Source organism: Ruegeria sp. D1(2025), from assembly GCF_056536425.1.
Genome location: NZ_JBQFPO010000010.1, coordinates 63,873 through 89,103 on the forward strand (window position 1 = coordinate 63,873; position 25,231 = coordinate 89,103).

Genomic DNA, 25,231 nt, shown 5'->3' on the forward strand with positions numbered 1-25,231 from the left:
TGATGAGAGAACCCCGCGCTGCGCAGCGGGGTTCTTCTGAATTCAGCAGCAACTGCAACCAACATGGTGGTCGTGATCCCAGACTGGGGTGGGTGCATAATCACCCACTTCGCTCAGAACGCTTCTCAAGGCCCAAAGGATCATGTCCACGTCTTCAGCCTCGATCGTCAGCGGCGGGCGAATCTTCAGGATATTGTCCTTTGGACCCTCGCTTCCGATCAGAATGCGATGATCCCGCATCCGGTTTTTGACGAACTTGCAGATCTCGGTTCCTTCCGATCCGTCAGGGCTGATCAGTTCGACGCCCAGAAACAGACCCATCCCGCGTACATCCCCGACGCAGCCGAAATCGGCCTCAATCCCCCGCAGGCCGTCCATCAGGCGTACACCCATATTCCGGGCATTGTCCTGCAATCCCTCGTCATCGACGATGTCCAGCACCTCTTTCCCAATCCGGCAGGACAGGGTCGAACCGCCGAAAGTCGAAAAGAACTCGATGCCATTGTCGAAGCTGTTGGCGATTTCCTTGGTCGTGACCAGAACGCCCAGCGGATGGCCATTGCCGATGGGTTTGCCCATGACAACGATGTCGGGCAGTGCCCCCTGATGTTCAAAGCCGAAATAATACTCGCCCAGCCGGCCAAGGCCGGTCTGCACTTCGTCCGCAATACAAACGCCACCTGCGGCCCGAATTTTTTCGTAAACGGCCGGAAGATAGCCCTTGGGTGGAATGATCTGGCCGCCGACCGATGGGAAGGTTTCCGCGATGAAGCCCGCAACCCCATGTCCTTTGGCCTTCAATGCAGCAATCGCGGGGTCCACCAAGTCTGCGAACTTCGCGGCACGGTCGGAATCGTCACGTCGGAATGAACCTCGATAGTCGTCGGCCACTTCGACCAGTTCGACCCAATCCGCCTGCCCCACACCGCCAGGCTTGTTGAACTTGTAGGCCGAGATCGCCACAGCCGCATTGGTATTGCCGTGGTAGCCGTGATCCGGCGTTACAATCCCCTTTGCCCCTGTGTGCGCCCGCGCCAGCCGCAAGGCCAGTTCGTTCGCCTCGGTCCCCGAGTTCACGAAGAAGCAGACCTCGAGGTGATCCGGCAGTTTCGACAGAATCTTGTCGGCAAATGCCGTTTGGGCCGGGTGAAGATAGCGCGTGTTCGAGTTCATCCGCTTCAGTTGGTCCGCTGCGACCGCCTGAATGCGGGGATGTGCATGACCCACGTGGGGGACGTTGTTATAGGCGTCCAGATAGGGGCGACCCCACTCGTCGAACAGATGATGCCTCCAGCCACGGACCAGCATGACCGGATCGTCATAGGTCAGCGACAGGTTGCCACCGAAATGGTCCTGGCGCCCGCGCAGGATCGCCTGTTTGTCGGTCGGGCGATAAAACACCTTGTCGTCCGGCAGGTTCAGTATTGCCGCAGGGTTCGGGCAGACTGCGTGCCACAGGTACATCTCGTCCGGGTCGCCGACACCGGGCCAGTCCGCCTCCATCCCGGCGGTGGTCAGGGCCAGCTGGAAATGCACATGAGGGGCCCAGCCTCCATTCTGACTGGCATCCCCTAGGCGGGCAAAGGCCGCGCCCTGTGCGACGGGATCGCCCGGCTTGAGCCGCGCGCAGACCTCGGGGTCCAGGTGACCATATAAGGTATAGAACGGATCGCCTTCAGGGGTTTCATGATGCAGGATCACAACGCCGCCGTAATCCAGATGGGCATCGCGGTTCTCGACCACTTCAACACGTCCGCTCATCGGGGCGTACAGCACGGCTCCGGCGGGCGCGAAGACATCAACGGCCAGATGAACAGTCCGCCGGTCCGAGGCCTTCCAAGGTCCCTTACGGAAACCCGGCTCAGCATAGATCAGGCGCGGCTCGTTGTAATACCCCAGCCACAGGCCATCGCCGAACTCGGCGCCCACGCGGGCGGCCTCTTCCAGAGGCATATGGAACGGGTTCTGCGGCCATGTCGAATTTTCAACCGAAAGCGATCCCATCGGCACATCCGCCAGATTCTGCCCGAACATTTGCGCAAACTGGCCGCGGTGGTCGGACAGATAGGCGTGGATACGCTCGGCCCCGTCCGTGACCGGCAGCCCGCAGGCCGCGCGCAGGCGGGCGGGCATCAGACCGCCATTGACGGATGTGTTCTCAAGAAACCGCCAGGCCGGAGCCTGAGAGATGGTGACATAGGGATCATCCGAGTTTACAGCCGCCATCAGAGTCGAATTCACGACAGACACCGCCAGACGCATCCGCAGCAACGGCCAGATCAGGTCGACTTCGTCGGTGCGCAGCGGGTTGGCGGCGTGATAGCCACGCACCAGCGCCGTCAGGGCGCGTTCAGGCCCGGGATGATCCAGAACAATATAGGCCCCGGCAATTGCGAGGTCACAGATACGCGGCGCCGCACACATGTCGCCCAGATCAATCAGGCCCGAGATCTTCAGGCGTTGCCCAAGCTCACCCTCAACAAGAATGTTGTAATCGTTTGCGTCATTGTGGATGGCCTGCCTGGGCATTGCGGCCAACCTGCCGGATACCTCATGGAACCCATCACAGATTTCGGTCAGCAACGCGCGCCGGTTGGGATCCGAAACAACCTCAAGCCTGCCGGAAATCCACCGGGCCTGTGTCAGATCCCATTTGAAATGCTCCCTGCTCAGCCCTGAATGGTCGAACCTTTCCAGAGCACGGTCCGTCGCTCCAAGAACACGGCCCAGCTTCATGATCAGTTCGTCGGTTTTGGGCGCGGCCTTGGCGTAGCACTGGCCCGGCAGACGCTCCAGCAACCAGGCAAGTCTTGGCTGACCCTGATCGTCAGGGATTTCGGGCAGCAATTCACCGGTCAGGTCCGGGATGACCGCCGGGAACGGCAGGCCGGGGGCCTCGGATGAGATATGGCGCAATGCCTGAACCTGCAGGTCCACAAACTCGGCCTCACACCCGGCCCGCATCACCTTGAGAACGTAGTCCCGTCCGTTGGTTGCTTCGGCCAGGAAATTCAGATCGTATTCGCCGTCCAGCCGGGTCAGCCTCGCTTCGATCCCCCAGGTCGCACGCAGCGCGTCCGCCCAGAATTGCGTCAGATCATTCATGCGCTTTGTGTCCTTTCCCAAAGCCGATCTCTTCTTTTGTGCCCATATATCTCGGGGGTGAACTGCCGCTTACGGCAAACGGGGCAGCCGCCTTGCCTTCAGTCCAGCGCGCGCAAGCGTTTGATCAAGGAAGAGGTGTCCCATCGCCCGCCGCCCAGTTTCTGAACGTCCTTGTAGAACTGATCAACCAATGCCGTCAGTGGCAGCGACGCGCCGTTCCTGTTGGCCTCGTCCAGACAAATACCCAAATCTTTCCGCATCCAGTCCACCGCGAACCCGTAGTCGAAATGATCGTCCAGCATCGTTTCGTGCCGGTTTTCCATCTGCCAGCTTCCGGCAGCACCCTGACTGATCACCTCGATCACGGCGCGGCCGTCCAACCCGGCTTTTTCGGCAAAGTGCAGGGCTTCGCTGAGACCCTGCACAACACCGGCGATGGCGATCTGGTTGCTCATCTTCGTCAACTGGCCAGCGCCGCTGTCGCCGATACGGCGGCATATCTTCGAATAGACCTGCATGACCGGTTCGGCCTTTTCATAGGCAGTTTGCGAACCGCCGCACATGATGGACAGAACGCCGTTCTCCGCGCCCGACTGGCCACCCGAAATGGGCGCGTCCACAAAGGCAAATCCCCTATCATCCGCAACCGATGCAAGCTCTTGCGTCACTTTGGCGGATACCGTGGTGTGATCGACAAAGACGGCACCTTGCGACATGCCGTCAAAAGCGCCGTTCTCGCCGGTGCAGATTGCGCGCAGGTCGTCATCATTGCCCACACAGGCAAAGACCAGTTCCGCGCCTTGCGCAGCCTCCGCCGGGGTTCCCGCCATTGCGCCGCCGTGCTGATCAACCCAGGCCTCGGCCCGTTTCGCCGTGCGGTTGTAAACGGTGACGTCATGCCCTGCTGCCTGCAGGTGGCCAGCCATGGGATAACCCATGACACCCAGACCTAGGAACGCGAGTTTTGCCATCAGATGATCCTCCCAGCTGTCCGGCCCTGCATCCGTCTGGTGGCGGGCCGGAATGTTCAGCAGAGACAAAGCAAAGCTGCGGGCAAAGGGCAACCCCGTGTCAGCTTTTGCGACCCAGATCGCTGAGGATTGGACAGTCGGGCCGATTGTCTCCGGCGCAGGCGTCAATCAGGTGGCTTAGCGTGTCACGCATGGCGTTGAGATCCGCAATCTTGATTTCGATCTGCGCCAGGTGATCGCGCGCGACCTTTTTGACATCAGCACTGGCGCGGGTTTCATCTTCGTAAAGGGCCAGCAGTGTCCTGCAATCGCCGATCGTAAAGCCCAATGCACGGGCGCGACCCAGAAAGATCAGCTTGTGCACGTCCTGTTCGCGAAACCGGCGATAGCCGTTGTCGTCACGCATGGGCCTGATCAGTCCGATATCCTCATAATACCGGATGGTTTTGGCGGGCAGACCGGTCTGGCTGGCAACGTCTCCGATATTCATGGTGTCACCGATTGGGTTGTTGGGATTGCAGAGGGTACGGGCGCGCTGACGCTCACCCGCCGCAAACGCAGTGCGTTGGTCACAACAAAGACGCTGGACAAGGCCATCGCCCCCGCAGCGAGCGCCGGGGACAGCAGTGGCCCGCCAAACGGGAACAAGACGCCTGCGGCGACGGGGATCAGCAGCGTGTTGTAGCCAAAGGCCCAGCCGAGGTTCTGGCGGATGTTGCGCATAGTCCGGCGGCTGATTTCCAAGGCGTTCACGACGCCCCGCAGATCGCCGGACATCAAAACGACGTCTGCCGTCTCGATTGCCACATCCGTTCCCGTACCAATGGCAAGGCCGATATCTGCAGCAGCCAGCGCCGGCGCATCGTTGATCCCGTCGCCAACAAAGGCTAACACGCCAAGACTGTCCTGCAGTTCGGTGACCGCGGCAAGTTTTCCATCGGGCAAAACATCGGCCACGACATGGTCAATGCCCAACTCATCGGCCAGCGCCTGCGCGGTGCGGGCGTTGTCGCCAGTGATCATTGCAAGGTTCAGCCCCATATCGCGAAGCTGCGCCAACGCTTCTTTTGTTCCCGGCTTGACCGGATCGGATACGGCAAGCAAGGCCGCTGCCGCGCCGTCAATGGCAACATACAAGGGCGTGGCCCCCGATGCCGCGCGCCTGTCCGCCTCGGCCCTCAGATCGTCAATGTCTATTCCGTTTTGCATCATCAGCTTCGCTGAACCGATCATGACGTCCTGTCCTTCGACCTCGGCGCGTACGCCAAGCCCGGTCATCGATTCAAACCCGGACAGCTCAGGCAAATCCGATGGACCGGCCCTTGTGATCGCGGTGGCAATTGGATGTTCGGACCGGGCCTCAAGCGCGGCGGCAAGGCGCAGCATTTTTTTCGGGTCAAATCCGTTGGCCGGGATAATGCCGTCAAGCTCGGGCCGGCCCAACGTCAAGGTTCCGGTTTTGTCAAAAGCGATGACCTGCGCCTGTTGCAATTGCTGCAGGGCATCACCTTTGCGGAACAGAACACCCAATTCGGCCGCGCGCCCGGTGCCGACCATGATTGAGGTCGGCGTTGCCAGCCCCATCGCGCAGGGGCAGGCTATGATCAGCACCGAAACGCCCGCAACCAGCGCCAGGGGCAGTGCGGGTTCGGGGCCGAAAACAAGCCACAGCGCGATTGTAAGCATTGCCACCGCAATGACCACAGGAACAAAATAATACGTTATGCGGTCGACAAGACCCTGAATTGGCAGTTTCGCGCCCTGCGCCTTTTCAACCATCTGTATGACCTGGGCCAGCACGGTGTCCGCCCCCACGCGTATGGCGCGGACGCGCAGCGCACCGGTGCCGTTGACCGTGCCGCCGACCACTGTGTCTCCGGCGGATTTCCCGACCGGCACCGGTTCGCCGGTAATCATGCTTTCGTCCAGATACGATGTGCCGTCCAGCACTTCGGCGTCCACCGGAACGCGCTCGCCCGGGCGGATTTGCAGGATGTCGTCCACCACAATGTCTGCGACGGGCATGTCTGCAACCATGCCGTTCCTTTCAACCCGCGCCGTTTTGGGCTGCAATCCAATCAGCCTGCGGATCGCGGCACCTGTTCGACCTTTGGCGCGCGCTTCCAGCAGGCGTCCCAAAAGGATCAGCACGATGATGACGGCGGCCGCTTCGAAATAAACATTCGCCGTTCCTTGCGGCAGTATTCCGGGCGCAAATGTGGCGATGACCGAATAAAGAAAAGCCGCGCCTGTGCCGAGGGCAACCAGCGCATTCATATCGGGCGCGCCACGCAGCAGGGACGGGACGCCTTTGGCATAAAAGACACGACCGGGGCCAACCAGCAGAACTGCGGTCAGAAGAAATTGGATCATGTGGCTGGTTTGCGCACCGATATTTGCCTGCACCCAATGATGGAAGGCAGGGACCATGTGCCCGCCCATCTCAAGCACAAAAACCGGTAACGCCAGAACCGCCGCCAGCAGGGTCGAGCGACGGAGGACGTTCATCTCGTCTGATTTATCGGCGGGCTTGGGATCAGGCGCATTCCCCTGGTCGACATGCGCGGTATACCCGATTCCGTCCGACACCTGCGCCAGTGCCTCGGGGGTCGTCGTCCCTTCGAGGTACGAGACCAGTGCTGTCTGGGTCGCCAGGTTGACCTGCGCATCAATGACACCGGGGCTGGCCAGTAAGGCCCGTTCAACCCGGGACACGCATGAGGCGCAACTCATCCCCTCGATTCTCAGCGTCGCTTGCTGGGTTGCAGCCGGGTATCCAGCGCTGTCCAACGCCTCAACCAACGATGCCAAGGGGCCTTCAATTGCGACCTGTGCCGTTTCCGTTGCGAAATTGACAGAAGCGTCAGTGACGCCGGAAACACCCCGCAGCGCCGCTTCCACACGTCCGACACAGGAAGCGCATCCCATGCCCGTGATCGTGAGTTGCAGTGTTTTCAGTTCAGCCATCCGACTCGTCCCGACATAAGTTCTTCCCTGCACATGGGGTTCCAGTCACGGGAAGGTCAAGGGGTTCGACTGGTTTTTTGTCCGAATTCAGGATCCGCGTATGTTCCGTTCCATCAGTCGCTGATACAGGCGCGGTGACAAACTGTTGAGCCACCACGCAAGGCGCGCAACACGCCCGACCGGGATCATGGGCTTGGACCTGTCCAACCCCCGCAGGATGACCTCGGCGGCATTTTCGGGGCTCATGGCGTCCATTTCATCGGATGCCGAGCCGGGACGCGCCATTCCATCTGCCTGCGTTTCGGCATTGCCGGGATTGGTGGAAACAAAGGACGGCGCGGCAATATGCACTCTGACGCCGTGCGGCCCCTCTTCGGATCGAAGCGATTTAAAAAACCCTTCAAGCGCATGTTTCGAGGCAGCATAGGCCGTCCGGTGATAAAGCGGCGCGAAGCCTGCGACCGACGAGATCGCCAGATGCGTGCCCTGCGTTTTGCGAAGCTCCGGAAGAAACGCGCGCGCCATTGCGACGGCTGCGAAATAGTTGATCTCGAATAGTTTGCGATGGCTGGTGTCGTCGGAAACGTCAAACCCGCGAATCTGGGTGACACCTGCGTTGTAGATGACCAGATCGATGCCATCGCTGGATTTGATGGTCTCAAGGACCGCTTCCTGCAACTGCTCGGGTTTCGTCAGGTCGCACCCGATCGGAAGCTGTGTTGGGGTCGCCGTAAGATCTGAAACATTCAGATCCAGCAGGACAACACGCCAGCCCCGCCGCTGAAGCTCCGCCGACAAGGCCCGACCCAGCCCACCTGCGCCGCCGGATATCACCGCTGTTTTCATAGCCCCGCCCATCCTTTCCACAGCGCGAATACCTCGGCGCTGGTCTTTTCCGGGGTGTATCCGAAATCGGTTTTCAGCGCAGTGTTGTCCAGCACCGGCCGGTATTGCAGAAATCGCACCTGTTCCGGTCCGTATCGCGACAGGCCAAGGGGGCGGGCAAGGCTCAGGACTGATCGGATCGCCCACGCAGGCAGGCGCAAAACAGGTTTGTTCAGGAGGTGCGCCAGTTCTGTTATTCCCAGCGCTCCGTCGCCGGCCACGTTGAAGATACCGGCCGGTCCATCTGTCGCCGCACGTTTCAGTATACGCGCCAGATCGCGGGTCCAGATGAAGACAAAGGGACTGTCACTGCCGGACACCGCCAGCAGGCGAGGTTTGTGAAACAGCGCCGTAATCTGATTGTCCGTGCCTTCCCCCAGTACAGTGCCCACGCGCAGGACAACCTGCTCAAGCTGCGGCGCACGTTGACGGGCCTCGGCCAGCATCTCCTCGACCTGCCGTTTGTGGTCGGCATAGGGAAATTCGGCATTGCCACGCAGCGGATCCTTTTCGCGTAGCGGGACGCGGTTGTCCGGGTGATAGCCGTAGGCAGCGCCGGACGACGTGACGACGAGCCGCCGAACGCCATTGGAAATTGCAGCGTTCAACACGTTTCTTGTGCCTGTGACATCCACCTCAAACGCTTTCTGGCGGCCCAGTCCGGGCGGTGGTGTCACAATCGAGGCCAGGTGAACGATGACTTCCGGCTTCACTTTCGCGATCACACGTGCCGCTTCTTCGGTGGTTACGTCCAGATGCAGAAACGCGGTGTCTTCAGGTAGGTCGGACGGTCGGTTCAGGTCTGTGGCAAATACAGCAAGGTCTTTGACTTCGGCCAGAAGGGCGCGCCCGACTGTTCCGGCGGCACCGGTAATCAGGATGCGGGTCATCGGGCCGCCTCGGTCCGGGCCATGGCAGTTGCCAGCGCAATCCCCGAGATCGCGTGCCAGATGCCCCAGAAGGCTGCCACAACGGCCATGCCGCCCAATCCGTTGAAGAACGCGAATATCAGGACCAGCCCGAGGCCGGAATTCTGAATACCGGTTTCGATCGTTATGGCACGGCGGTCATAGGGGGACAGCCGGGTCAGAGTGGCCACAACCCAACCGCCCCCCAAAGCCAGCGCGTTGTGAATGATCACAAGCCCGGCGACGGCTCCGGCAAAGCTCAGGAAAAAGTCCCAGTTGGCCGCCAGAGCAAGAATGATGAACGCAACGAAGATGCCCATGGACAGGTACTGCAGCGGTGTCCGCAACCGCGCGGTCAGATCCGGCCGGCGCTGATTCAGCGCCATGCCAAGCACCAGAGGCAGAATCAGCATCAGCCCCACGATGATCGCAATCTGCCAGGGGTCGATTGCCGTTCTTTGAAGGATTTCCCGGGTCGGTGGATAAAGCCCGCCCCAAAACGCAATGTTGAACGGGGTCATTGCGATTGCCCCGATCGTGGCGAATGCAGTCATCGATACGGACAGGGCGGCATTGCCGCCAGCACGATGCGTTATGAAGTTAGAAATATTGCCGCCGGGACAGGCTGCGACAAGGATCAACCCCAGAGCAATCGAAGGACGCGGGGCCGCCAGCCAGACCAGTACAAACGTCAGCGCAGGCAGCGCTACGAATTGAGAGGTCAGCCCCACGATCACAGGCTTGGGTGCCCGGCGCAGCCGATTGAAATCCTGCGGGGTCAGGTCGATTGCAATCGAAAACATCACGATTGCAAGAATGCCATTCAGCAATGTCAGAGAGGCAGGGCTGAAGTTCAGGGTAATCTCATCGATGCCGGTCATGGAGCGGCTTTCCTGAACTTGTCAATCCAGCCGGTGACCGCTTTGCGATAGGTCGCCTTGTCCACGTAATACGCCATGCGGGCGAGGTTGAGGTAGTTCATGCCCCCGGTGGCGCGCTCATAGGATTTTTGTTTTGTGGCCTTCAGTTCGGCCGCCGCGGTGCAGCCGCTCTGAATACCTTTTATATAGCGCGCCACCATCTCGGCTTGCTCGTGGCGTCCCTGCCAGCCCAGACCGGTCGCTTCGATCATCCCCAGAACAAACAGGTCGTCGCGGACCGGGTGCATGGCGTTGAGGTAAAGATGCGGCGCATCGCCCTGCCAGTTCAGCAGATCCGGGTCGATGAACGGGTAATGCAGCTTGTACCCGGTCGCGGCGAGGATCATATCATAGTCTTCGCTGCTGCCATCTGTGAAATGCACAGTTTTGCCGTCGATCTGCTGAATGTCGGGCCGAACGCGCAGATCTCCGTGACCCGCGTGGTACAGCACCAGTGAGTTCACGATAGGATGGCTCTCGTACAGTCTGTAGTCCGGTTTGGGAAAGCCGTATTTCTGCGGATCGCCGACGAACCACCCAAGGATCAGGCTGTCGATCTTGCGCTTCAGCCACATGGGCAGGCGGATCATTCCGCCCATCGTATCAGCTGGCTTCCCAAACACGTACTTCGGAACGAAATAGTACCCGCGCCGCATCGACAGATCGCAGCGCACGGCATGGTGAATGGCGTCCACCGCAATGTCGCAACCCGAGTTTCCTGCGCCCACGATCAGCACGCGTTTGCCATCGAACTGTTGGGGATACCGGTATTGCGAGGCGTGGATCAGTTCGCCTTCAAAGGTGCCTGCGAACTGCGGCATGTTAGGTTCGGACAGGGTGCCGTTGGCGATCAGAGCACCGGCAAACTCGGCCTCATGTTCCCCGTCCTGATCCCGCCAGCAAACGCGCCAGCCATCGCCGGGTGCGCCCAGCGGTTTGGCTTCTGTTACCTCGGCATTGAAAATGAAGTGTTTGCGCAGATCGAAGTGGTCGGCAAAGGCGCGAAAATAGTCCCGCATTGCCCGATGCGACGGATATTCGGCGACTCCATCCTCCATCGGGAAGTCGGAAAATTCCGTCATCCGCTTTGACGAGATCAGGTGGGCAGTCTCATACATGGTTGATCTCGGGGCATCAATGTCCCACAGACCACCGACATCCGAATGCAACTCGAACCCCTGAAATGGAATACCTTGCTCCTTTAGCACCTTGGCCGCAGCCAGCCCCATCGGGCCCGCCCCGATCAGGGCGAATGCCTCGCGCTTTTCTGACATGAACTCTCCCCTGTTCGCACGGCTTAAGTTGAACGATCGTACAAAATAAGGCAAGATGATTTTCATGACCGCCAAAGTGACTGAAATAAAACGACAAAGGGCACCATCGAAACGATCGCTGCAGACCCGGGCGCGCATTCTGGACGCGGCCGAGGCGCTGTTTGCCGATCGCGGATTCGAAGGGGCGTCGATCAGGGACATCGCGGCCAAAGCCGGTGTGCAAGTCGGGTTGGTGCATCACCACGGAGGCGGCAAGGAAGAGTTGTTTCACAAGACCGTTGCGCGTCGCGCGGATGAACTGGCCCAAATCCGGCTGGACGCCCTGAACGCGTTGAAAGAAGCTGGTCAGCCAACACTGCGCGGTGTTCTGGACTGCTTCATTCGGCCTTACATTACGTTAGCCGAAACGGGCGGAGCGGGATGGATGGCCTATGGGCGTCTGGTGGCGCATGTGTCTGTGGACCCGCGCTGGCGCGCCATCGCGGCGGAATGCTTCGACCCAACGGCGCGGCGTTTCATTGCGGAAATCGCGGCGCTGTACCCGAAGGTCGATATCGCTTTGCTGGCCAGCGGGCAGGTGTATTCGGTGTCCGCAGTTCTGGCGCACCTCAACAGTGCATGGCGGGTGGACGCCTTGTCGCAAGGCGGACAACTTGCCGGGACCGACGAACTGATCGATTTTTGCGCGGCAGGGATCGAAGCGCTTGTTCGATCCGCAAACCCCTAGACGGTTCGACATTACCTGGTTTCAAACTGTATCAGCAGAAGCGAATTATACGCCGCGGGCGGAGACGTTCGAACCGCTTCGGGCGAGGCAAAGAACCCAAACGAAATCACTGCCAGTGAAAAAACGATGCCAGCTAACAGCGCGCTGGCCAAATTCATTGTTGATCGCATCATTCGGGTAATTCCTTGTTCTAATTCAAGGGTAAGGAGCGTTGTTGACGTCGTGTTCAGGATCGCCCTGCCAATTGCTGCCTGAGCTTTTCGTTTTCGGCCTGAAGCTGCGCCAGTTGCTGGCCAAGCGAATTCAGGTGAGGCCGAAGCTCGGCCTCGGTGAAACGAGGCGTGATGTGGCGGGGGCAGTTCCAGTCCAAGGCCTCGACCTTGATGATCACTGCGCGCTCGGCGGAGGCTTCGGCGTTGTCAGGGTAAAGACTGGCGGCTGCGGCTTCGCCTTCGGTGAATTCGACCCGTCCCAGAATCTTCAGACGGCGCTGATTGGCATAATCCATCAGGATCAGGGCAATCCGGTCGTTGCCGTCCAAATTCCCGCGTGAAATGTACTGTTTGTTGCCTGAAAAATCAGCGTATCCAAGGGTTTGCGGCCCAAGCACTTTCAGGAACCCGACCGGACCGCCGCGGAATTGAACATAGGGCCAACCGGTCTCGGATACAGTGGACTGATAAAAGCTGTCGCGGGCCTGAATGAATGCCTTTTCAGCCTCTCCGATCAGGTGTCCTTTTTGCGGACCGCTGTCCAGGAACTTGGCATAGCTTCGCGCCGAACCCATCCTCTCCTGATGGGCGCGAACGGCGGGGGTGAAGGTCAGTTCGGAAAACGCGCGTGGCATGGGCTGTCCTTTCAAAGACCCAGATCAGACAGGCCGGGATGGTCGTCGGGGCGCTGTCCTGCGGGCCAGTGGAACATGCGTTGTTCTGCGGTGATCGGCAGATCATTCAGCGACGTGTGGCGCGAGGCCATTCGGCCGTCTTCAGCAAATTCCCAGTTTTCGTTGCCATATGACCGGAACCACTGACCGCTGTCGTCGTGCCATTCATAAGCATACCGTACAGCGATGCGATTGTCGCGATAGGTCCATAATTCCTTGATCAAGCGGTAATCAAGCTCCTTGGCCCATTTTCGTGTCAGAAACGCGTGAATCTCGGCGTGGCCGCTCAGGAACTCGGCGCGGTTTCTCCAGCGGCTGTCTTCCGTGTAGGCGGGCGTTACGACGTCCGGGTCGCGGCTGTTCCAGGCGTTTTCCGCCATGCGCACTTTCCGGGTGGCCGTTTCATGCGTGAAGGGCGGCAAAGGGGGGCGGTTCATATTACAGGCTTTCAGGTTAAGGCGGCCGTGATCAGCGCCAGAGTCAGAAGAAAGGGAACGTACTGCGGTGAAAATAGGCTGGCACGGCGTCGCATCGGTGAAATCCTTTGGTGTACAGATCGGTCAATCTTGATGATAAGATGTACAGATCGGTACATGTTTTCAAGCCCCTTTTTTGAAAATATTCGACTTCACCCTCCTGGCTTTGGTAATAGCGTTACAAAACAATATGTTAATTGTTGTCATTGAAGCCTCTTTAGAAAGTGTATATGTACTGATCAGTACAATCAGGAGCTAGGAATGCGCCCCAACAAACGTGATGAGCTTGTCCGCAAGGCCTTGGAGGTTTTCTACAGGGACGGTTTTCATGCCACCGGAATGGACAAGCTGGTGGTTGAAACAGGCGTATCCAAAACATCGATGTACAAGCATTTCCGCACCAAGGAGGAGTTGATCCTTGCGGCATTGCGCCTGCGAGATGAAAACTTCCGAAACTGGTTCGTCCGAAGGATTGAAGACCTTTCCGAAACGCCCGCCGATCAGCTGATCGCCAGTTTCGATGTGCTGAAGGAATGGTTCGAGGAAGACAAATACCGCGGCTGCATGTTCATCAAGGCCGGGGCTGAGTACCAGGAAAAAGACCACCCGATCCACGTTCAGGCGGCCGAGCACAAGCGGTTGCTTCTGGACTACATGACCGATCTGTGCCGCAAGGCCGGGGTTCGTGATCCTGAAAGTCTGGGGTGCCAGCTGCTGCTTTTGCAGGAGGGCGCGATTGTGACGGCGGTTCTTCTAAAAAAATGCGACCCTGCGCAGGATGCAAAGGAGGCGGCGCAGGTTCTGCTGAACCACGCACTGACATGACCGGATTTGATGAGCAGGTCAGACGCCAGACCGCGCAAACGAACGTCGCGTAGCAAGGGTTGAGAACGCGGCGTCACCCGGATTGGAAGAATCCGGGGCCGGGGATAGCATCGGACTATCAAAGACCGGAGAATACGATATGTCGCTTTTCACTTCGACCGCCGCATGGGTCACCGACGAACACCGGATGTTTGCCGAAATGGCCGGCCGGTTCATGGATGACGAGCTTGTCCCGAGCATTGATCGCTGGGTCGATCAGGGGATCGTTGATCGCGCGTTCTGGACGAAAGCGGGCGAAACCGGCTTGATGGCGGGCTCGATTGACGAGGCTTACGGCGGCGTCGGCGGCGGCATGGGGTTCGACTCGGTCACGCTGTACGAACAGGCTTCACGAGGCGACGCCGGATGGGGATTTGGGATTCAGTCCATCGTAACCCATTACATCACCAGCTATGGCAGCGAAGATCAGAAACAGAAATGGCTGCCAAAACTGGCCAGCGGCGAGATGGTCGGCGCCATTGCCATGACCGAGCCGGGAACCGGGTCAGACCTGCAGGCGGTGCGAACCACGGCCGAGAAGGATGGTAATTCCTACCGGATCAACGGATCCAAGATATTCATCACCAATGGCCAGACCGCCGATCTTGTCATTGTGGTGGCCAAGACCGACAAATCGCAGGGGTCCAAAGGGGTGTCCCTGATTGCGGTTGAAACCGACGGCGCGGAGGGGTTTCGTCGGGGCCGCAACCTGAAGAAACTGGGTATGAAGGCCAACGACACGGCCGAGCTGTTTTTTGAGGACGTCAAGGTTCCGATGACGAACCTGATCGGCCCGGAAGAGGGGCAGGGCTTTTATCAGTTGATGAAGCAGCTGCCCTGGGAGCGTCTGACCATTGGCATCATGGCACTGGGCGCGATCGACTTCGCCATCGCAGAAACGGTGAAATACACGCAGGAACGAAAAGCCTTTGGCCAGCGCGTGATGGATTTTCAGAACACGCGATTCAAGCTGGCCGAATGCAAGACCAAGGCCGAAGTTCTGCGCAGCTTTGTGAATGACTGTATCGGAAAGCTTGAAGCGAGCGAACTGGATGCGGCCACGGCGTCAATGGTGAAGTACTGGGGTTCCGAGGTTCAGAACGAGGTCATGCATGAATGCCTGCAACTGTTCGGTGGGTACGGATTCATGATGGAGTATCCGATTGCCCGCCTTTATGCGGATGCGCGGGTTCAGATGATCTACGGCGGGACAAATGAGGTGATGAAGGAGCTCATCGCCCGTTCCCTGGACGTCTGAGTCCTGAACGCTCCCGCCAGTCGTCAATGTTCCTTGCGGAACACCTCCTCCTGTTGGGCCGCGCAGCGCGCCGGGGCGCGCTGCGTTCGTGACAGCAGATGGGTCAGCCCCACAAAGTAGGGTTCATCCAGGGATCTGGCAGGTGCAGAACGCCAGACGCCTTTGTCTGGTTCCGGTTGATGTGCAGGGACTGCCACGCCGGGGCCCATTCCGTTGGAATGGGATAGGGCGTGGATACCCGGTCTTCCGCAAGAAACCCAAAACGGCTGTAATACTGCGGATCACCAAGCACAAAGACTTGCTGGTGCCCGAGTGTCTCAAGCTTGCTGATGCCTGCGTTGACCAGCCGTGTGCCGATCCCCTGTCGCTGAAGGTCCGATGAAACGGCAAGCGGCCCCAACAGGGCCCCCGGTGTCGGGTCGTTCTCCGTCCGGCAGGTGGTGAAAAGGACATGGGCCACCAGCCGATCACCGGTAAATCCACCCAATGACAGGATATCCTGTTCCAGCGTCAGAAGTTCCGCGACCAGCGGTGTCAGATCTTCGTCCGGGAACGCATCAGGGTACAATTCCAGAATCTGCGCCCGATCCGATGCGCCCGTTTCGCGAATGGTGATCTTGTCGTCCAATTCGGCCTCCTTTGACAGCGGTCCCGCCGCTTAATCCGGTGGTGTTGCGACCTGCCCCTCAAGCCAGGCGCGGAAAGAAACAAGCGGTGTTGCGGCAGGTCGGTGCTGCGGCCACACTAGGTAATAGTCACCCAGGCTGACCGGCGGACCCTGCCAGGCCAGCGACAGCCTGCCTTTCCTGAGATCCTCGGCAACCAGATAGCTGGGAAGCAGTGCGACACCCAGCCTGTGGATTGTGGCCTGAATCATGGTTGAGAACTGATCGAACATCATTCCGGTCAGGCCTTTGACGGGGTGTCCCTGTATCGCGAACCATTTCTCCCACGCGTCGGGGCGGGTTTCGATGTGCAGCAATGGGGCCGATGTCAGCCATTCAATACCGCCTTGATTCTTTGGCAGAAGATCCGGGGCGCAGACAGGCAGAATGTCTTCCCGCATGATGGGCAGGTAATTGACGCCGGGCCAGTCCCGTTGTCCGAAATGGATGGCGGCATCGAAATGCTCGGTCTGGAAGTCAAACGGTCTGAGGCGGGTATTCAGGTTCACGGTCACTTCGGGGTGACGGCGTGCAAAATCCTGAAGCCGGGGGGCCAGCCAATGCATGCCAAACGCGGGCAGAATAGACAGGCTCAGCGATCCGCCCGTCGGGTTTGCCTTGAGTTTGAGAGAGGCCTGCGCAAGCTGGTGTAGTGCGGTTCGGGCAATCTGGACATATTCCTTGGCCGCCGGTGTCAAATGCAGGCGCATCTGGGTGCGCTGGATCAGTTCGACCCCCAGCTGCTCCTCCATGGTCTTGAGCTGACGGCTGATCGCACTTTGCGTCAGCGACAGTTCCTCGGCCGCTGCCGAGGCGCTGCCGAGGCGATCAACCGCTTCCAGCGCCAGCAACGACGGGATCGAAGGCAGAAAACGGCGCGGCGCAATCATATAACGAATCCTCATACCTTTCGGATGGAATATCACTGGCATTGCGAAGGCGCTAGCCCGATACAGGGCAGGCTGATGGGTAACGGGATTCTCGCATATGGGCAGTCTAGAAACAGTGGCCGAGTTTCACCGGGCCGAGCGGCTCGACGGGATAGAGCTTTCGGAAATCGTTCAGATCTCCGAACATGCGGCGCGTCTTCGGGCCGAGGGCGTGGATGTGATCGCTCTCAGCACCGGAGAACCCGACTTTCCCACGCCGCCGCACGTGGTCGAGGCCGCGCATCTTGCTGCTGTTCAGGGTCAGACACGATACCCGGCTACGGGGGGAACACCGGCCCTGCGCGCGGCGATTGCAGGCCAAGCGGGGGTCGGGCCCGCGAATGTCATCGTGTCGACAGGTGCCAAGCAGGTTTTGTCTGGCGCGCTGATGGCGACCCTGAACCCGGGCGACGAAGTTATCACCGCGGCGCCGTTCTGGACCAGCTATGCAGACATGGTCAGGCTAGCGGGCGGTGTGCCTGTGGTGCTGGAGTGTCCAAAACAGCAAGGTTTCAAACTCTTGCCCGCACAGTTGGAGGCGGCGATCACGCCGCGCACGCGCTGGCTGCTGCTAAATACGCCGTCAAACCCGACGGGAGCAGTCTATTCCAAGGCGGAATTGCAGGCTTTGGGCGCGGTGTTGCAACGTCATCCGCAGGTCTGGGTCATTGCTGACGAGATTTATCAGCATCTGTCCTATGTGCCGTTTTCCCCGTTTGTCGAGGCCTTGCCCGAGCTTGCGCACCGGACGCTGACTGTAAACGGCGTGTCCAAAGCCTATTCGATGACCGGTTGGAGGATCGGCTGGGGTATTGGGCCTGAACCCTTGATCAAGGCGATGATCGCGGTGCAGGGGCAGATCACTTCGGGTGCGTGTTCGGTCGCGCAGGCTGCGGCTTTGGCTGCGATTACCGGACCGCAGGACCTGTTGGCGGACCGGCGTACCGAAATGCAGGCGCGCCGTGATCTGGTGGTCCGTGGTCTGAATGCGGCGGGGATGAAATGTGCGGTGCCGGACGGGGCTTTTTATGTGTTCCCCGAAACTCCACCTAAAATGCCGGTCGATCACGAATTTTGCCGTTACCTGCTGGACGAAGCGGGTGTGGCGCTGGTGCCGGGGCGGGCCTTCGGGATGCCGGGGCATCTGCGGCTTTCTTTTGCTTATGCCACCGAAAGCCTGCAACAAGGGCTGAGCCGCATTGCGGCCGCCGTCGAAAAGCTTTGAATTCAAAGACCGGGGATTTGCAATGGACCGCGCCCAGATCGTTCACGACAACTTCCTGACCCGCGTCGCCCGTCGCGACTTGCCCGAAGGCGCGCCGCCGCGTCCGGGGCTGAGCGGGCCCGAGGCTGTCTCGCTCTACCGATCGCAGGTTCTCAGCCGAGCGCTGGACCGGACTAGCCGGGCGATGCAGAAGGCCGGCCAAGGGTTTTACACCATCGGTTCTTCAGGGCACGAAGGCATGGCGGCCGTGGCCCACGCGCTTCGGCCGACCGACATTGCCTTTTTGCACTACCGCGATGCCGCGTTTCAGATCGCGCGGGCTGAACAGGTTCCGGGTCAGCAGATCGCCTGGGACATGCTTCTCAGCTTTGCCTGCTCGAAAGAGGATCCGACGTCAGGCGGCCGGCACAAGGTGTTGGGATCCCGGGCGCTGATGATACCGCCGCAGACCTCGACCATTGCCAGTCATTTGCCCAAGGCCGTGGGCGCGGCCTATTCGCTGGGTGCCGCCCGGCGTCATGACCCCGAGCATCGGGACCTGCCCGCAGACGGGATCGCCATGTGTTCCTTCGGTGATGCGTCGGCCAATCACTCGACTGCACAGGGTGCAATCAACACGGCCGGCTGGACCAGCGTGCAGTCAACGCCGCTGCCATTGTTGTTTGTCTGCGAGGACAACGGCATCGGTATTTCAGTGAAGACGCCAAAGGGCTGGATTCAGGCCTCGATGGAGCATCGGCCGGGCATCAAGTACTTCCAGGCCAACGGGCTGGATATTTTCGAAACCTATGCCGTGGCACAGGAAGCAGCCGAATATGTCCGGACGCGCCGCAAGCCCGCTTTCCTGCATCTGAAAACGGTTCGTCTTTATGGCCATGCGGGGGCGGATGTGCCGACAACCTATCTCAGCAAATCCGAGGTCGAGGCGGATGAAGCCAACGATCCCTTGCTGCATACCGTTCGCCTGCTGGATCAGGCCGGGGCCATGACGCCGGACGAGGCATTGAAAATCTATAACCAGACCTGCGCCCGTACTGACCGGATCGCCGCCGAGGCCGCGACCCGCCCGCATCTGGCCAGCGCCGAAGACGTTGTGGCCAGCCTGGTCCCACCAAAACGCGTCTGCAAACCCACAAACGGCCCCAGCGCCGGTGCGCGATCCACGGCGTTTGGCGGCGACATGCGGGCAATGGATGAACCACAACCAATGAGTCGCCTGATCAACTGGGCGCTGACCGATCTGATGCTGGAACATCGCGAGATCGTCTGCATGGGCGAAGATGTCGGACGCAAGGGCGGTGTCTATGGCGTGACACAAAAGCTGCAGCAACGGTTCGGGCCGGATCGGGTCATCGACACCCTTCTGGACGAGCAATCCATCCTGGGGCTGGCGATCGGGATGGGGCACAACGGGTTCATTCCGATCCCGGAAATTCAGTTCCTCGCCTACCTGCACAACGCCGAGGATCAGATCCGGGGCGAGGCGGCGACTCTGCCGTTTTTCTCGAACGGGCAGTTCTCGAACCCGATGGTTCTGCGGATTGCGGGCCTTGGATACCAGAAAGGCTTTGGGGGGCATTTCCACAATGACAACTCGCTGGCCGTGTTGCGGGACATTCCGGGTGTGATCATTGCCTGCCCGTCGAACGGAGCGGATGCCGCGAAAATGTTGCGCGAGTGCGCCCGTCTGGCCCGGGAAGAGCAACGGGTGGTGGTGTTCCTGGAACCCATCGCGCTTTATCCAATGCGGGATCTGCATGCACCGCAGGATGGCGGTTGGATGACGACCTATCCTTCTCCCGACCAGAGAATTGCGTTGGGGGACGTGGGCGTGCATGGCGCAGGAACCGATCTTGCGATCGTGACCTATGGCAACGGATATTACCTGTCGAGGCAGGCTTTGCCGGAACTGGAGGCCGCAGGGCTGAGCGTGCGTGTCATCGATATGCGCTGGCTGGCCCCCCTGCCGGAAGACGCGTTGCGGCAGGCTACCAAACCGTGCCGGCATGTGTTGATCGTGGATGAATGCCGCAGGACTGGCAGCCAGTCCGAGGCGCTGATGACGTTTTTCCGCGAAGAAAGTGACGGGATACCAACCGCCCGCGTCGTGGCCGAAGATTGTTTCATAGCGACGGGCCCCGCCTATGCCGCGCCGCTGCCGTCCAAAGATAGTATCGTCGCCTCCGCACTGAAGCTGACCGGAGTGCAGCCATGACCCGAACTGCCGTTGTGATCTGCCCCGGACGGGGTACCTATAACAAGCCCGAACTGGGTTATCTGCACCGACACCATTCGGATCGGATGAACATGTTTGCCGTGTTTGATGCCATTCGCGCCGAAGCGGGTCAGGAAGGTGCCACGGCGCTGGATGGCGCTCAGCGCTACACGGTCGGCAAGTACTCCAGAGGCGATGTGGCCTCACCCCTGATTTATGCGGCGTCGCTTGCGGATGCTCAGTCGCTTTCGGACGATATCGAAATTGTGGCCGTAACCGGCAATTCGATGGGGTGGTATATCGCACTGGCCGCCGCGCGCGCGTTGAGTACGCAGGATGGGTTCCGGGTGGTTAACACGATGGGAACCCTCATGCAGGAACAGCTGATTGGCGGTCAGCTGGTGTATCCGTTTGTGGGTGACGATTGGGTGAACGATCCTGCGCGGAAGGCTGAGTTGCTGGCAGATGTGGCGAGAATTGATGCGTTGAACGGACACGCTCTGGCAATCTCCATTGATCTGGGTGGGATGCTTGTGCTGGCGGGTAACGAAAGCGGGCTGAAAGCGTTTGAGCAGTCGCAGCCGGTGGTGCAGGAACGGTTTCCTATGCGACTGGCAAATCACGCGGCGTTCCATACCGGGCTTCAGGCACCGGTTGCAGCCAGGGGCCGTGCCCTGCTTGGCCAGGAACTGTTCGCTCAGCCGGATCTGCCGCTGATCGACGGACGCGGCAAGATCTGGTGGCCCGGTGCAGCCGACACAGAGGCGCTTTGGGACTACACGCTGGGGCATCAGGTCATGGAAACCTATGACTTTTCACGTGCAGTGCAGACCGCCGCGCGCGAGTTTGCCCCCGATCTGTTCATTGTCACCGGGCCGGGCGCAACGCTTGGTGGCGCGGTCGCGCAATCACTGGTTCTGGCAAATTGGCAGGGCATGGCCGACAAGGCTGCGTTTCAGGCCCGACAGGAGGCAGAGCCCCTTTTGATTGCCATGGGTCGCGACGATCAGAGAATGCTGGTAACCGGCTGATACACCGATGAGGACTGGTGCGAATCCGAGGGCGTCGACTTGAGTGATCATGAAAAACCATTGTGGCTGAATACCAGCCGCGAGCATGTGGACAGCACCCGGCTGACTGCCGATCTGACCGTGGATCTGGCGATAATCGGCGGGGGGTACACCGGCTGTTCCGCTGCCCTGACGGCCGCCAAAGCAGGCGCATCGGTCTGTCTGCTCGAGGCGCAGGAGATCGGGCACGGCGGATCGGGGCGCAATGTGGGGCTGGCCAATGCGGGCCTATGGCTGCCTCCGGACGACATCCGCGCGCATCTCGGTAAGGCCGAAGGCGACCGGTTGATTGACCTGTTGGCCGGGGCTCCGGACGAAGTCTTTCGCCTGATCGGGCAACACGGAATTGACTGTGCGCCGGTCAGGAACGGGACATTGCATTGCGCACATTCCCCGGCAGGCAATCAGGACATTGCGAAACGCCATGCGCAGCTCCGCGCATCCGGCGCGCCGGTCGAGCTGTTGACTGCCGAGGATACCAGTGGACGTACCGGCAGTTCCGCGTTTCACGGTGCGCTTTTTGATCCCCGGGCGGGAACCATCCAGCCGCTGTCTTATGTTCAGGGGCTTGCCCGGGCCGCAATCGCGGCCGGGGCGCGGGTGTTCACGAACAGCCCCGTGCGTTCGGTGACACAGAACGAGGGCGGCTGGTCACTGATCACGGAAGGCGGAGTTGTTCGGGCCAAGGCGCTCATTCAGGCGACAAACGCCTATCACTGCGACCTGCAGGAAACCGCACCTGCCTATGTGCCGGTCTACTATTTCCAATACGCAACGCAGCCTTTGCCGAATGATGTGCGCGACAGCATCCTTGCGGGTGGCGAAGGGTGCTGGGACACCGGACTGATCATGACATCCTTCAGAATGGATGCCGATGGGCGCTTTGTCATCGGCGCAATGGGGGATCTGGGCCACGCCGGGCGGTGGGCTCATTCCGGGTGGGTACGCCGCAAGATGGCCGAGCTTTATCCGCAACTGGCGGACCAGCCGCTGACAGATGGCTGGCATGGGCGAATTGCAATGACATCGGATCACATCCCGAAAATCACTCGGCTTGGACCGCGCGCCTTGTCCGCGCACGGCTTTTCCGGGCGCGGCATCGGGCCGGGAACCGTGTTTGGGCGTCTCATGGCCGAAAGCCTTCTGGTGGATGATCCGTCAGTGCTGCCAGTACAGCCCGTGGATGCGCATCGTGAAGGCTGGACAGGATTGCGCCGCGCCTTTTTTGAAACAGGCGCGGCATTGACGCATCTGGTGAAGGCACGGTTCTGAGGTCAGACGGATCGCGTGATGCCACCGTCGACGCGAATGTTCTGACCCGTGATGTACCCGCCTCCTTCGGATGCCAGCAGGGCAACGACGGACGCGATCTCATCATAGCTGCGACCGTACCTTCCCATCGGTATGCGCGCCCGGAATTCCTCTTTCTCGGGCAGGCTGTCGATAAAGCCGGGCAGGACGTTGTTCATGCGGATGTTGTCTGCTGCGTATTTGTCCGAGAACAGTTTTGTAAAGGCCGCCAGACCAGCCCGAAACACGCCAGAGGTCGGAAACACCGGATCCGGTTCGAATGCGGCGAAGGTCGAGATGTTGATGATCGATCCACCGCCCTGCGCCTGCATGATTGGTGTGACCAGCCGTGTCGGGCGGACGGCATTCATGAAATAGACGTCCATTCCGGTGTGCCAGTCCTCGTCCGTCAGTTCCAGAACAGGCGCGCGCGGTCCGTGTCCGGCGGAATTGACCAGCACGTCAATGCGGCCCCATTGTGCCATGGACGTATCAACCAGCCTTTGCAGATCGTCATTGGACTGGTTCGATCCGGTAACGCCGACGCCGCCCAACTCATCCGCCAGCGCCTCGCCCTTGCCGGATGAGGACAGGATGCCGACCTTGAAGCCATCCGCCGCCAGCCGACGGGCCGCATCTGCCCCCATGCCGCTGCCGCCTGCCGTGATCAGAGCCACTTTTGCCATTTCTTCTCTCCGATTGAATGTCTGGATTGAATGTGGAGGTTGCGGCCGGGTTTGACCAATCAGTTCTTCTGCCATAAAACAGTAGAAAATCTACTGGTTATTGCGATGGCCGCTCTACCTCCATTGAATGCATTGCGGGCTTTTGAAGCTTCGGCACGACACCTGAACTTTCGACGCGCCGCTGATGAACTGGGCGTTACACAAGGCGCGGTCGCGCAGCAGGTGCGCGGGTTGGAGGCGCGGTTGGCGGAAAAACTGTTCGACCGCATGCCACGCGGGTTGCGCCTTACTGAAGCGGGGCGGCGGTTTCACGCACCGCTGCAACGGGCCTTCCAGCTTATCGAAGAGGCCGTCGATGACCTGGCCGGCACAAGGCAGATCACCATTTCGGTTACACCCAGTTTCGCGTCGAAATGGCTGGTCCCGCGCCTGAACACATTCACGGACCTGCACCCCGACATCTCGGTTCAGGTAGACGCCCGCGAGCGGCTGGCAGATTTCCGGACCGACAATGTGGACATCGCCGTCAGGCAGGGTCGCGCACCTTTCGGGCCCGGGCTGATCGTAACACCCCTGTTTTCGACCGAGTTCGTTGCCGTTTGCAGTCCGGACCTGGCAGGGAATGTGCGGGCTGCGCGTGATCTTCTGGGCCAGGTCCTGCTGAACGATACGCACGGACTCTGGCCGCTTTTTCTTGAGCGTGTCGGAGTAACCGGCAAACCCCGGATGATGAGTTTCAGCCAGACCAGCCTTGCCATCGATGCGGCGATGTCGGGGCAGGGGATCGCGCTGGCAAACGCACCGCTGGTAGAGAGGGAACTTGAATCCGGTCGTCTGGTGCAACCCCTGCCGGATGTTCTGATCGGGGATCTGGGGTTTCACGTCGTGGCACCTGCCAATCCACGACAGCCAGAACTGGTCGGGTTGGTTCGCGACTGGCTGTTGTCTCAGACCTGAAGCCTTGCGGCAACCGCTTCGATCCGGTTTCGCAGCCACCGATGCGCGGGGTCGTTGGTCGATCGTTGGTGCCAGACCATGTAGATCGAAACCGGGTCGCAGTTGAACGGAAGCGGCGCGCAATCAAGCGAAGACAACGGCCCCTGTTTCATCAGCGCCGTGTCGGTCGAAATCAGATCGCTGCCTTTCACGAAAGATGGAATAGCGTTGAAATGCGGCAGGGCCACGGTGGGTGGCCTGATCTGCGACTGATCCACGCCGCGCATCACCGCGCGCGAACTGCGTCCATCGGCAAACCGCACTTCGACATGTTCCGCCTGACAATAGCTGGACCAGCTGTCCGGGGGCGTTCGCATCGCGCCGTCATAGAAAATCATCAGCGGGCTGGTGATCAACAGCTTCTGAATGATGTCCGGCCCGTCCGGCGGCAGCGGCGTCAGCATCAGTTGGCACCTGTCACCGCGCAGCAGGTCGGGGTCGGGAACACCTGACGGAATAAAACCAAGTTCAACGCGAATGCCGTCCGCGCGGCTGGCGCGCAGCAGTTCGGGAAAGATCAGCTCGCGCGGCATGTCGTTGGTGGCGATCCCGAACGCCATTTCTTCGGACAAGGGATCGAATGGGCGCTCGTGGGTCAGGGCCCGCATATCGTCGAGCAGCGTCTGAACCGGCTCTTTCAGGGACAAGGCGCGCTCGGTCGGGGTCAGGCCCTGACCTGAACGAATGAACAGCGGATCGTTCAACACCAGTCTCAGCTTCGCCAGTGTATGACTGATTGCAGATTGCGTAACGCCAAGCCGGTCGGCCGCCTTCGAGACCGAGCTTTCCTCGAGTATCGTCAGGAAGATGCGCAGCACCTTGCCATCCAAATCAGTAAAATCAGTTTTGCTCATACAATCTATGATTATTCATGAATGGATTTGCTGTCCACGGCAGGATAGGCAGCTTTCAGA

Annotated in this window: 22 protein-coding genes; 8 read left to right on the forward strand and 14 right to left on the reverse strand. The window is 60.0% G+C overall.

Going from position 1 to position 25,231, the window contains the following annotated elements:
- Positions 1-42: 42 nt before the first annotated feature.
- From ACR1XU_RS18915 to ACR1XU_RS18950, 8 genes are all read right to left on the reverse strand, one after another.
- Positions 43-3,105 carry an aminotransferase class III-fold pyridoxal phosphate-dependent enzyme gene (locus ACR1XU_RS18915; protein WP_480907650.1) on the reverse strand — a complete coding sequence of 1,021 codons (3,063 nt, stop codon included), beginning with the start codon at positions 3,103-3,105 and terminating at the stop codon, positions 43-45.
- 98 nt (positions 3,106-3,203) lie between these two features.
- A complete protein-coding gene (locus ACR1XU_RS18920) occupies positions 3,204-4,076 on the reverse strand; it encodes an NAD(P)-dependent oxidoreductase (RefSeq protein ID WP_170615879.1) in 873 nt (290 codons plus the stop codon).
- A 100-nt stretch (positions 4,077-4,176) separates the two neighbouring features.
- Positions 4,177-4,566, reverse strand: a complete 390-nt coding sequence (gene cueR / locus ACR1XU_RS18925) for a Cu(I)-responsive transcriptional regulator (protein ID WP_170619721.1) — start codon at positions 4,564-4,566, stop codon at positions 4,177-4,179.
- A complete protein-coding gene (locus ACR1XU_RS18930; protein ID WP_480907652.1) occupies positions 4,563-7,043 on the reverse strand; it encodes a heavy metal translocating P-type ATPase in 2,481 nt (826 codons plus the stop codon). The genes cueR and ACR1XU_RS18930 overlap by 4 nt, the downstream gene beginning before the upstream one ends.
- 87 nt (positions 7,044-7,130) lie before the next feature.
- On the reverse strand, positions 7,131-7,889 hold the full coding sequence (locus ACR1XU_RS18935) for an SDR family NAD(P)-dependent oxidoreductase (protein ID WP_480907654.1): 759 nt from the start codon (positions 7,887-7,889) through the stop codon (positions 7,131-7,133).
- Positions 7,886-8,818, reverse strand: coding sequence for an SDR family oxidoreductase (locus ACR1XU_RS18940; RefSeq protein WP_480907656.1), 933 nt, complete (start codon positions 8,816-8,818; stop codon positions 7,886-7,888). Before ACR1XU_RS18940 ends, ACR1XU_RS18935 begins: the two co-directional genes overlap by 4 nt.
- A complete protein-coding gene (locus tag ACR1XU_RS18945) occupies positions 8,815-9,717 on the reverse strand; it encodes a bile acid:sodium symporter family protein (protein ID WP_480907658.1) in 903 nt (300 codons plus the stop codon). The genes ACR1XU_RS18940 and ACR1XU_RS18945 overlap by 4 nt, the downstream gene beginning before the upstream one ends.
- Positions 9,714-11,030 carry a flavin-containing monooxygenase gene (locus tag ACR1XU_RS18950; RefSeq protein ID WP_480907660.1) on the reverse strand — a complete coding sequence of 439 codons (1,317 nt, stop codon included), beginning with the start codon at positions 11,028-11,030 and terminating at the stop codon, positions 9,714-9,716. Before ACR1XU_RS18950 ends, ACR1XU_RS18945 begins: the two co-directional genes overlap by 4 nt.
- A 64-nt stretch (positions 11,031-11,094) precedes the next feature.
- Here ACR1XU_RS18950 and ACR1XU_RS18955 point away from each other — a divergent pair, with 64 nt between their 5' ends.
- Entirely contained in the window at positions 11,095-11,757 is a 663-nt protein-coding gene (locus ACR1XU_RS18955; RefSeq protein WP_480907662.1) for a TetR/AcrR family transcriptional regulator, read from the forward strand.
- A 226-nt stretch (positions 11,758-11,983) separates the two neighbouring features.
- Here the strand turns inward: ACR1XU_RS18955 and ACR1XU_RS18960 are convergent, their stop codons facing one another.
- Positions 11,984-12,604: a pyridoxamine 5'-phosphate oxidase family protein gene (locus ACR1XU_RS18960; protein ID WP_480907664.1), complete on the reverse strand. Its 621-nt coding sequence runs from the start codon at positions 12,602-12,604 to the stop codon at positions 11,984-11,986.
- A gap of 11 nt (positions 12,605-12,615) precedes the next feature.
- Positions 12,616-13,080 carry a nuclear transport factor 2 family protein gene (locus tag ACR1XU_RS18965; RefSeq protein WP_480813876.1) on the reverse strand — a complete coding sequence of 155 codons (465 nt, stop codon included), beginning with the start codon at positions 13,078-13,080 and terminating at the stop codon, positions 12,616-12,618.
- Between the two features lie 300 nt (positions 13,081-13,380).
- Here ACR1XU_RS18965 and ACR1XU_RS18970 point away from each other — a divergent pair, with 300 nt between their 5' ends.
- Together ACR1XU_RS18970 and ACR1XU_RS18975 are read left to right on the forward strand one after the other, a co-directional pair.
- Positions 13,381-13,944 (forward strand): TetR/AcrR family transcriptional regulator, encoded by a 564-nt coding sequence (locus ACR1XU_RS18970; RefSeq protein WP_480907666.1) that lies wholly within the window; start codon positions 13,381-13,383, stop codon positions 13,942-13,944.
- 139 nt (positions 13,945-14,083) lie between these two features.
- A complete protein-coding gene (locus ACR1XU_RS18975; protein ID WP_480907668.1) occupies positions 14,084-15,241 on the forward strand; it encodes an acyl-CoA dehydrogenase family protein in 1,158 nt (385 codons plus the stop codon).
- A gap of 103 nt (positions 15,242-15,344) precedes the next feature.
- Here ACR1XU_RS18975 and ACR1XU_RS18980 read toward each other — a convergent pair whose 3' ends face one another.
- Positions 15,345-15,869, reverse strand: coding sequence for a GNAT family N-acetyltransferase (locus ACR1XU_RS18980; RefSeq protein WP_170806919.1), 525 nt, complete (start codon positions 15,867-15,869; stop codon positions 15,345-15,347).
- 30 nt (positions 15,870-15,899) lie between these two features.
- Positions 15,900-16,796: a LysR substrate-binding domain-containing protein gene (locus tag ACR1XU_RS18985; protein WP_480907670.1), complete on the reverse strand. Its 897-nt coding sequence runs from the start codon at positions 16,794-16,796 to the stop codon at positions 15,900-15,902.
- Between the two features lie 97 nt (positions 16,797-16,893).
- Here ACR1XU_RS18985 and ACR1XU_RS18990 point away from each other — a divergent pair, with 97 nt between their 5' ends.
- The 4 genes from ACR1XU_RS18990 to ACR1XU_RS19005 are packed head-to-tail and all read left to right on the forward strand — an operon-like array spanning position 16,894 to position 22,617.
- On the forward strand, positions 16,894-18,060 hold the full coding sequence (locus tag ACR1XU_RS18990) for a pyridoxal phosphate-dependent aminotransferase (RefSeq protein WP_480907672.1): 1,167 nt from the start codon (positions 16,894-16,896) through the stop codon (positions 18,058-18,060).
- Positions 18,061-18,082: 22 nt separating this feature from the next.
- Entirely contained in the window at positions 18,083-20,275 is a 2,193-nt protein-coding gene (locus ACR1XU_RS18995; protein WP_480907674.1) for a dehydrogenase E1 component subunit alpha/beta, read from the forward strand.
- Complete coding sequence (locus ACR1XU_RS19000; protein WP_480907676.1) at positions 20,272-21,306, forward strand: ACP S-malonyltransferase; 1,035 nt, start codon at positions 20,272-20,274, stop codon at positions 21,304-21,306. The genes ACR1XU_RS18995 and ACR1XU_RS19000 overlap by 4 nt, the downstream gene beginning before the upstream one ends.
- A 39-nt stretch (positions 21,307-21,345) precedes the next feature.
- A complete protein-coding gene (locus tag ACR1XU_RS19005) occupies positions 21,346-22,617 on the forward strand; it encodes an NAD(P)/FAD-dependent oxidoreductase (protein WP_480907678.1) in 1,272 nt (423 codons plus the stop codon).
- A 2-nt stretch (positions 22,618-22,619) separates the two neighbouring features.
- Here ACR1XU_RS19005 and ACR1XU_RS19010 read toward each other — a convergent pair whose 3' ends face one another.
- Positions 22,620-23,321 carry an SDR family oxidoreductase gene (locus tag ACR1XU_RS19010; protein ID WP_480907680.1) on the reverse strand — a complete coding sequence of 234 codons (702 nt, stop codon included), beginning with the start codon at positions 23,319-23,321 and terminating at the stop codon, positions 22,620-22,622.
- A 105-nt stretch (positions 23,322-23,426) separates the two neighbouring features.
- On the opposite strand from ACR1XU_RS19010, the gene ACR1XU_RS19015 reads away from it, so the two are divergent.
- The gene (locus ACR1XU_RS19015; RefSeq protein WP_480907682.1) at positions 23,427-24,278 is read left to right on the forward strand and encodes a LysR substrate-binding domain-containing protein; all 852 of its coding nucleotides are present in this window, start codon (positions 23,427-23,429) and stop codon (positions 24,276-24,278) included.
- On the opposite strand, the gene ACR1XU_RS19020 is transcribed toward ACR1XU_RS19015, so the two are convergent.
- Positions 24,269-25,171: a LysR family transcriptional regulator gene (locus tag ACR1XU_RS19020; RefSeq protein ID WP_480523715.1), complete on the reverse strand. Its 903-nt coding sequence runs from the start codon at positions 25,169-25,171 to the stop codon at positions 24,269-24,271. The two genes, ACR1XU_RS19015 and ACR1XU_RS19020, sit on opposite strands and share 10 nt — an antisense overlap.
- Between the last annotated feature and the right edge of the window lie 60 nt (positions 25,172-25,231).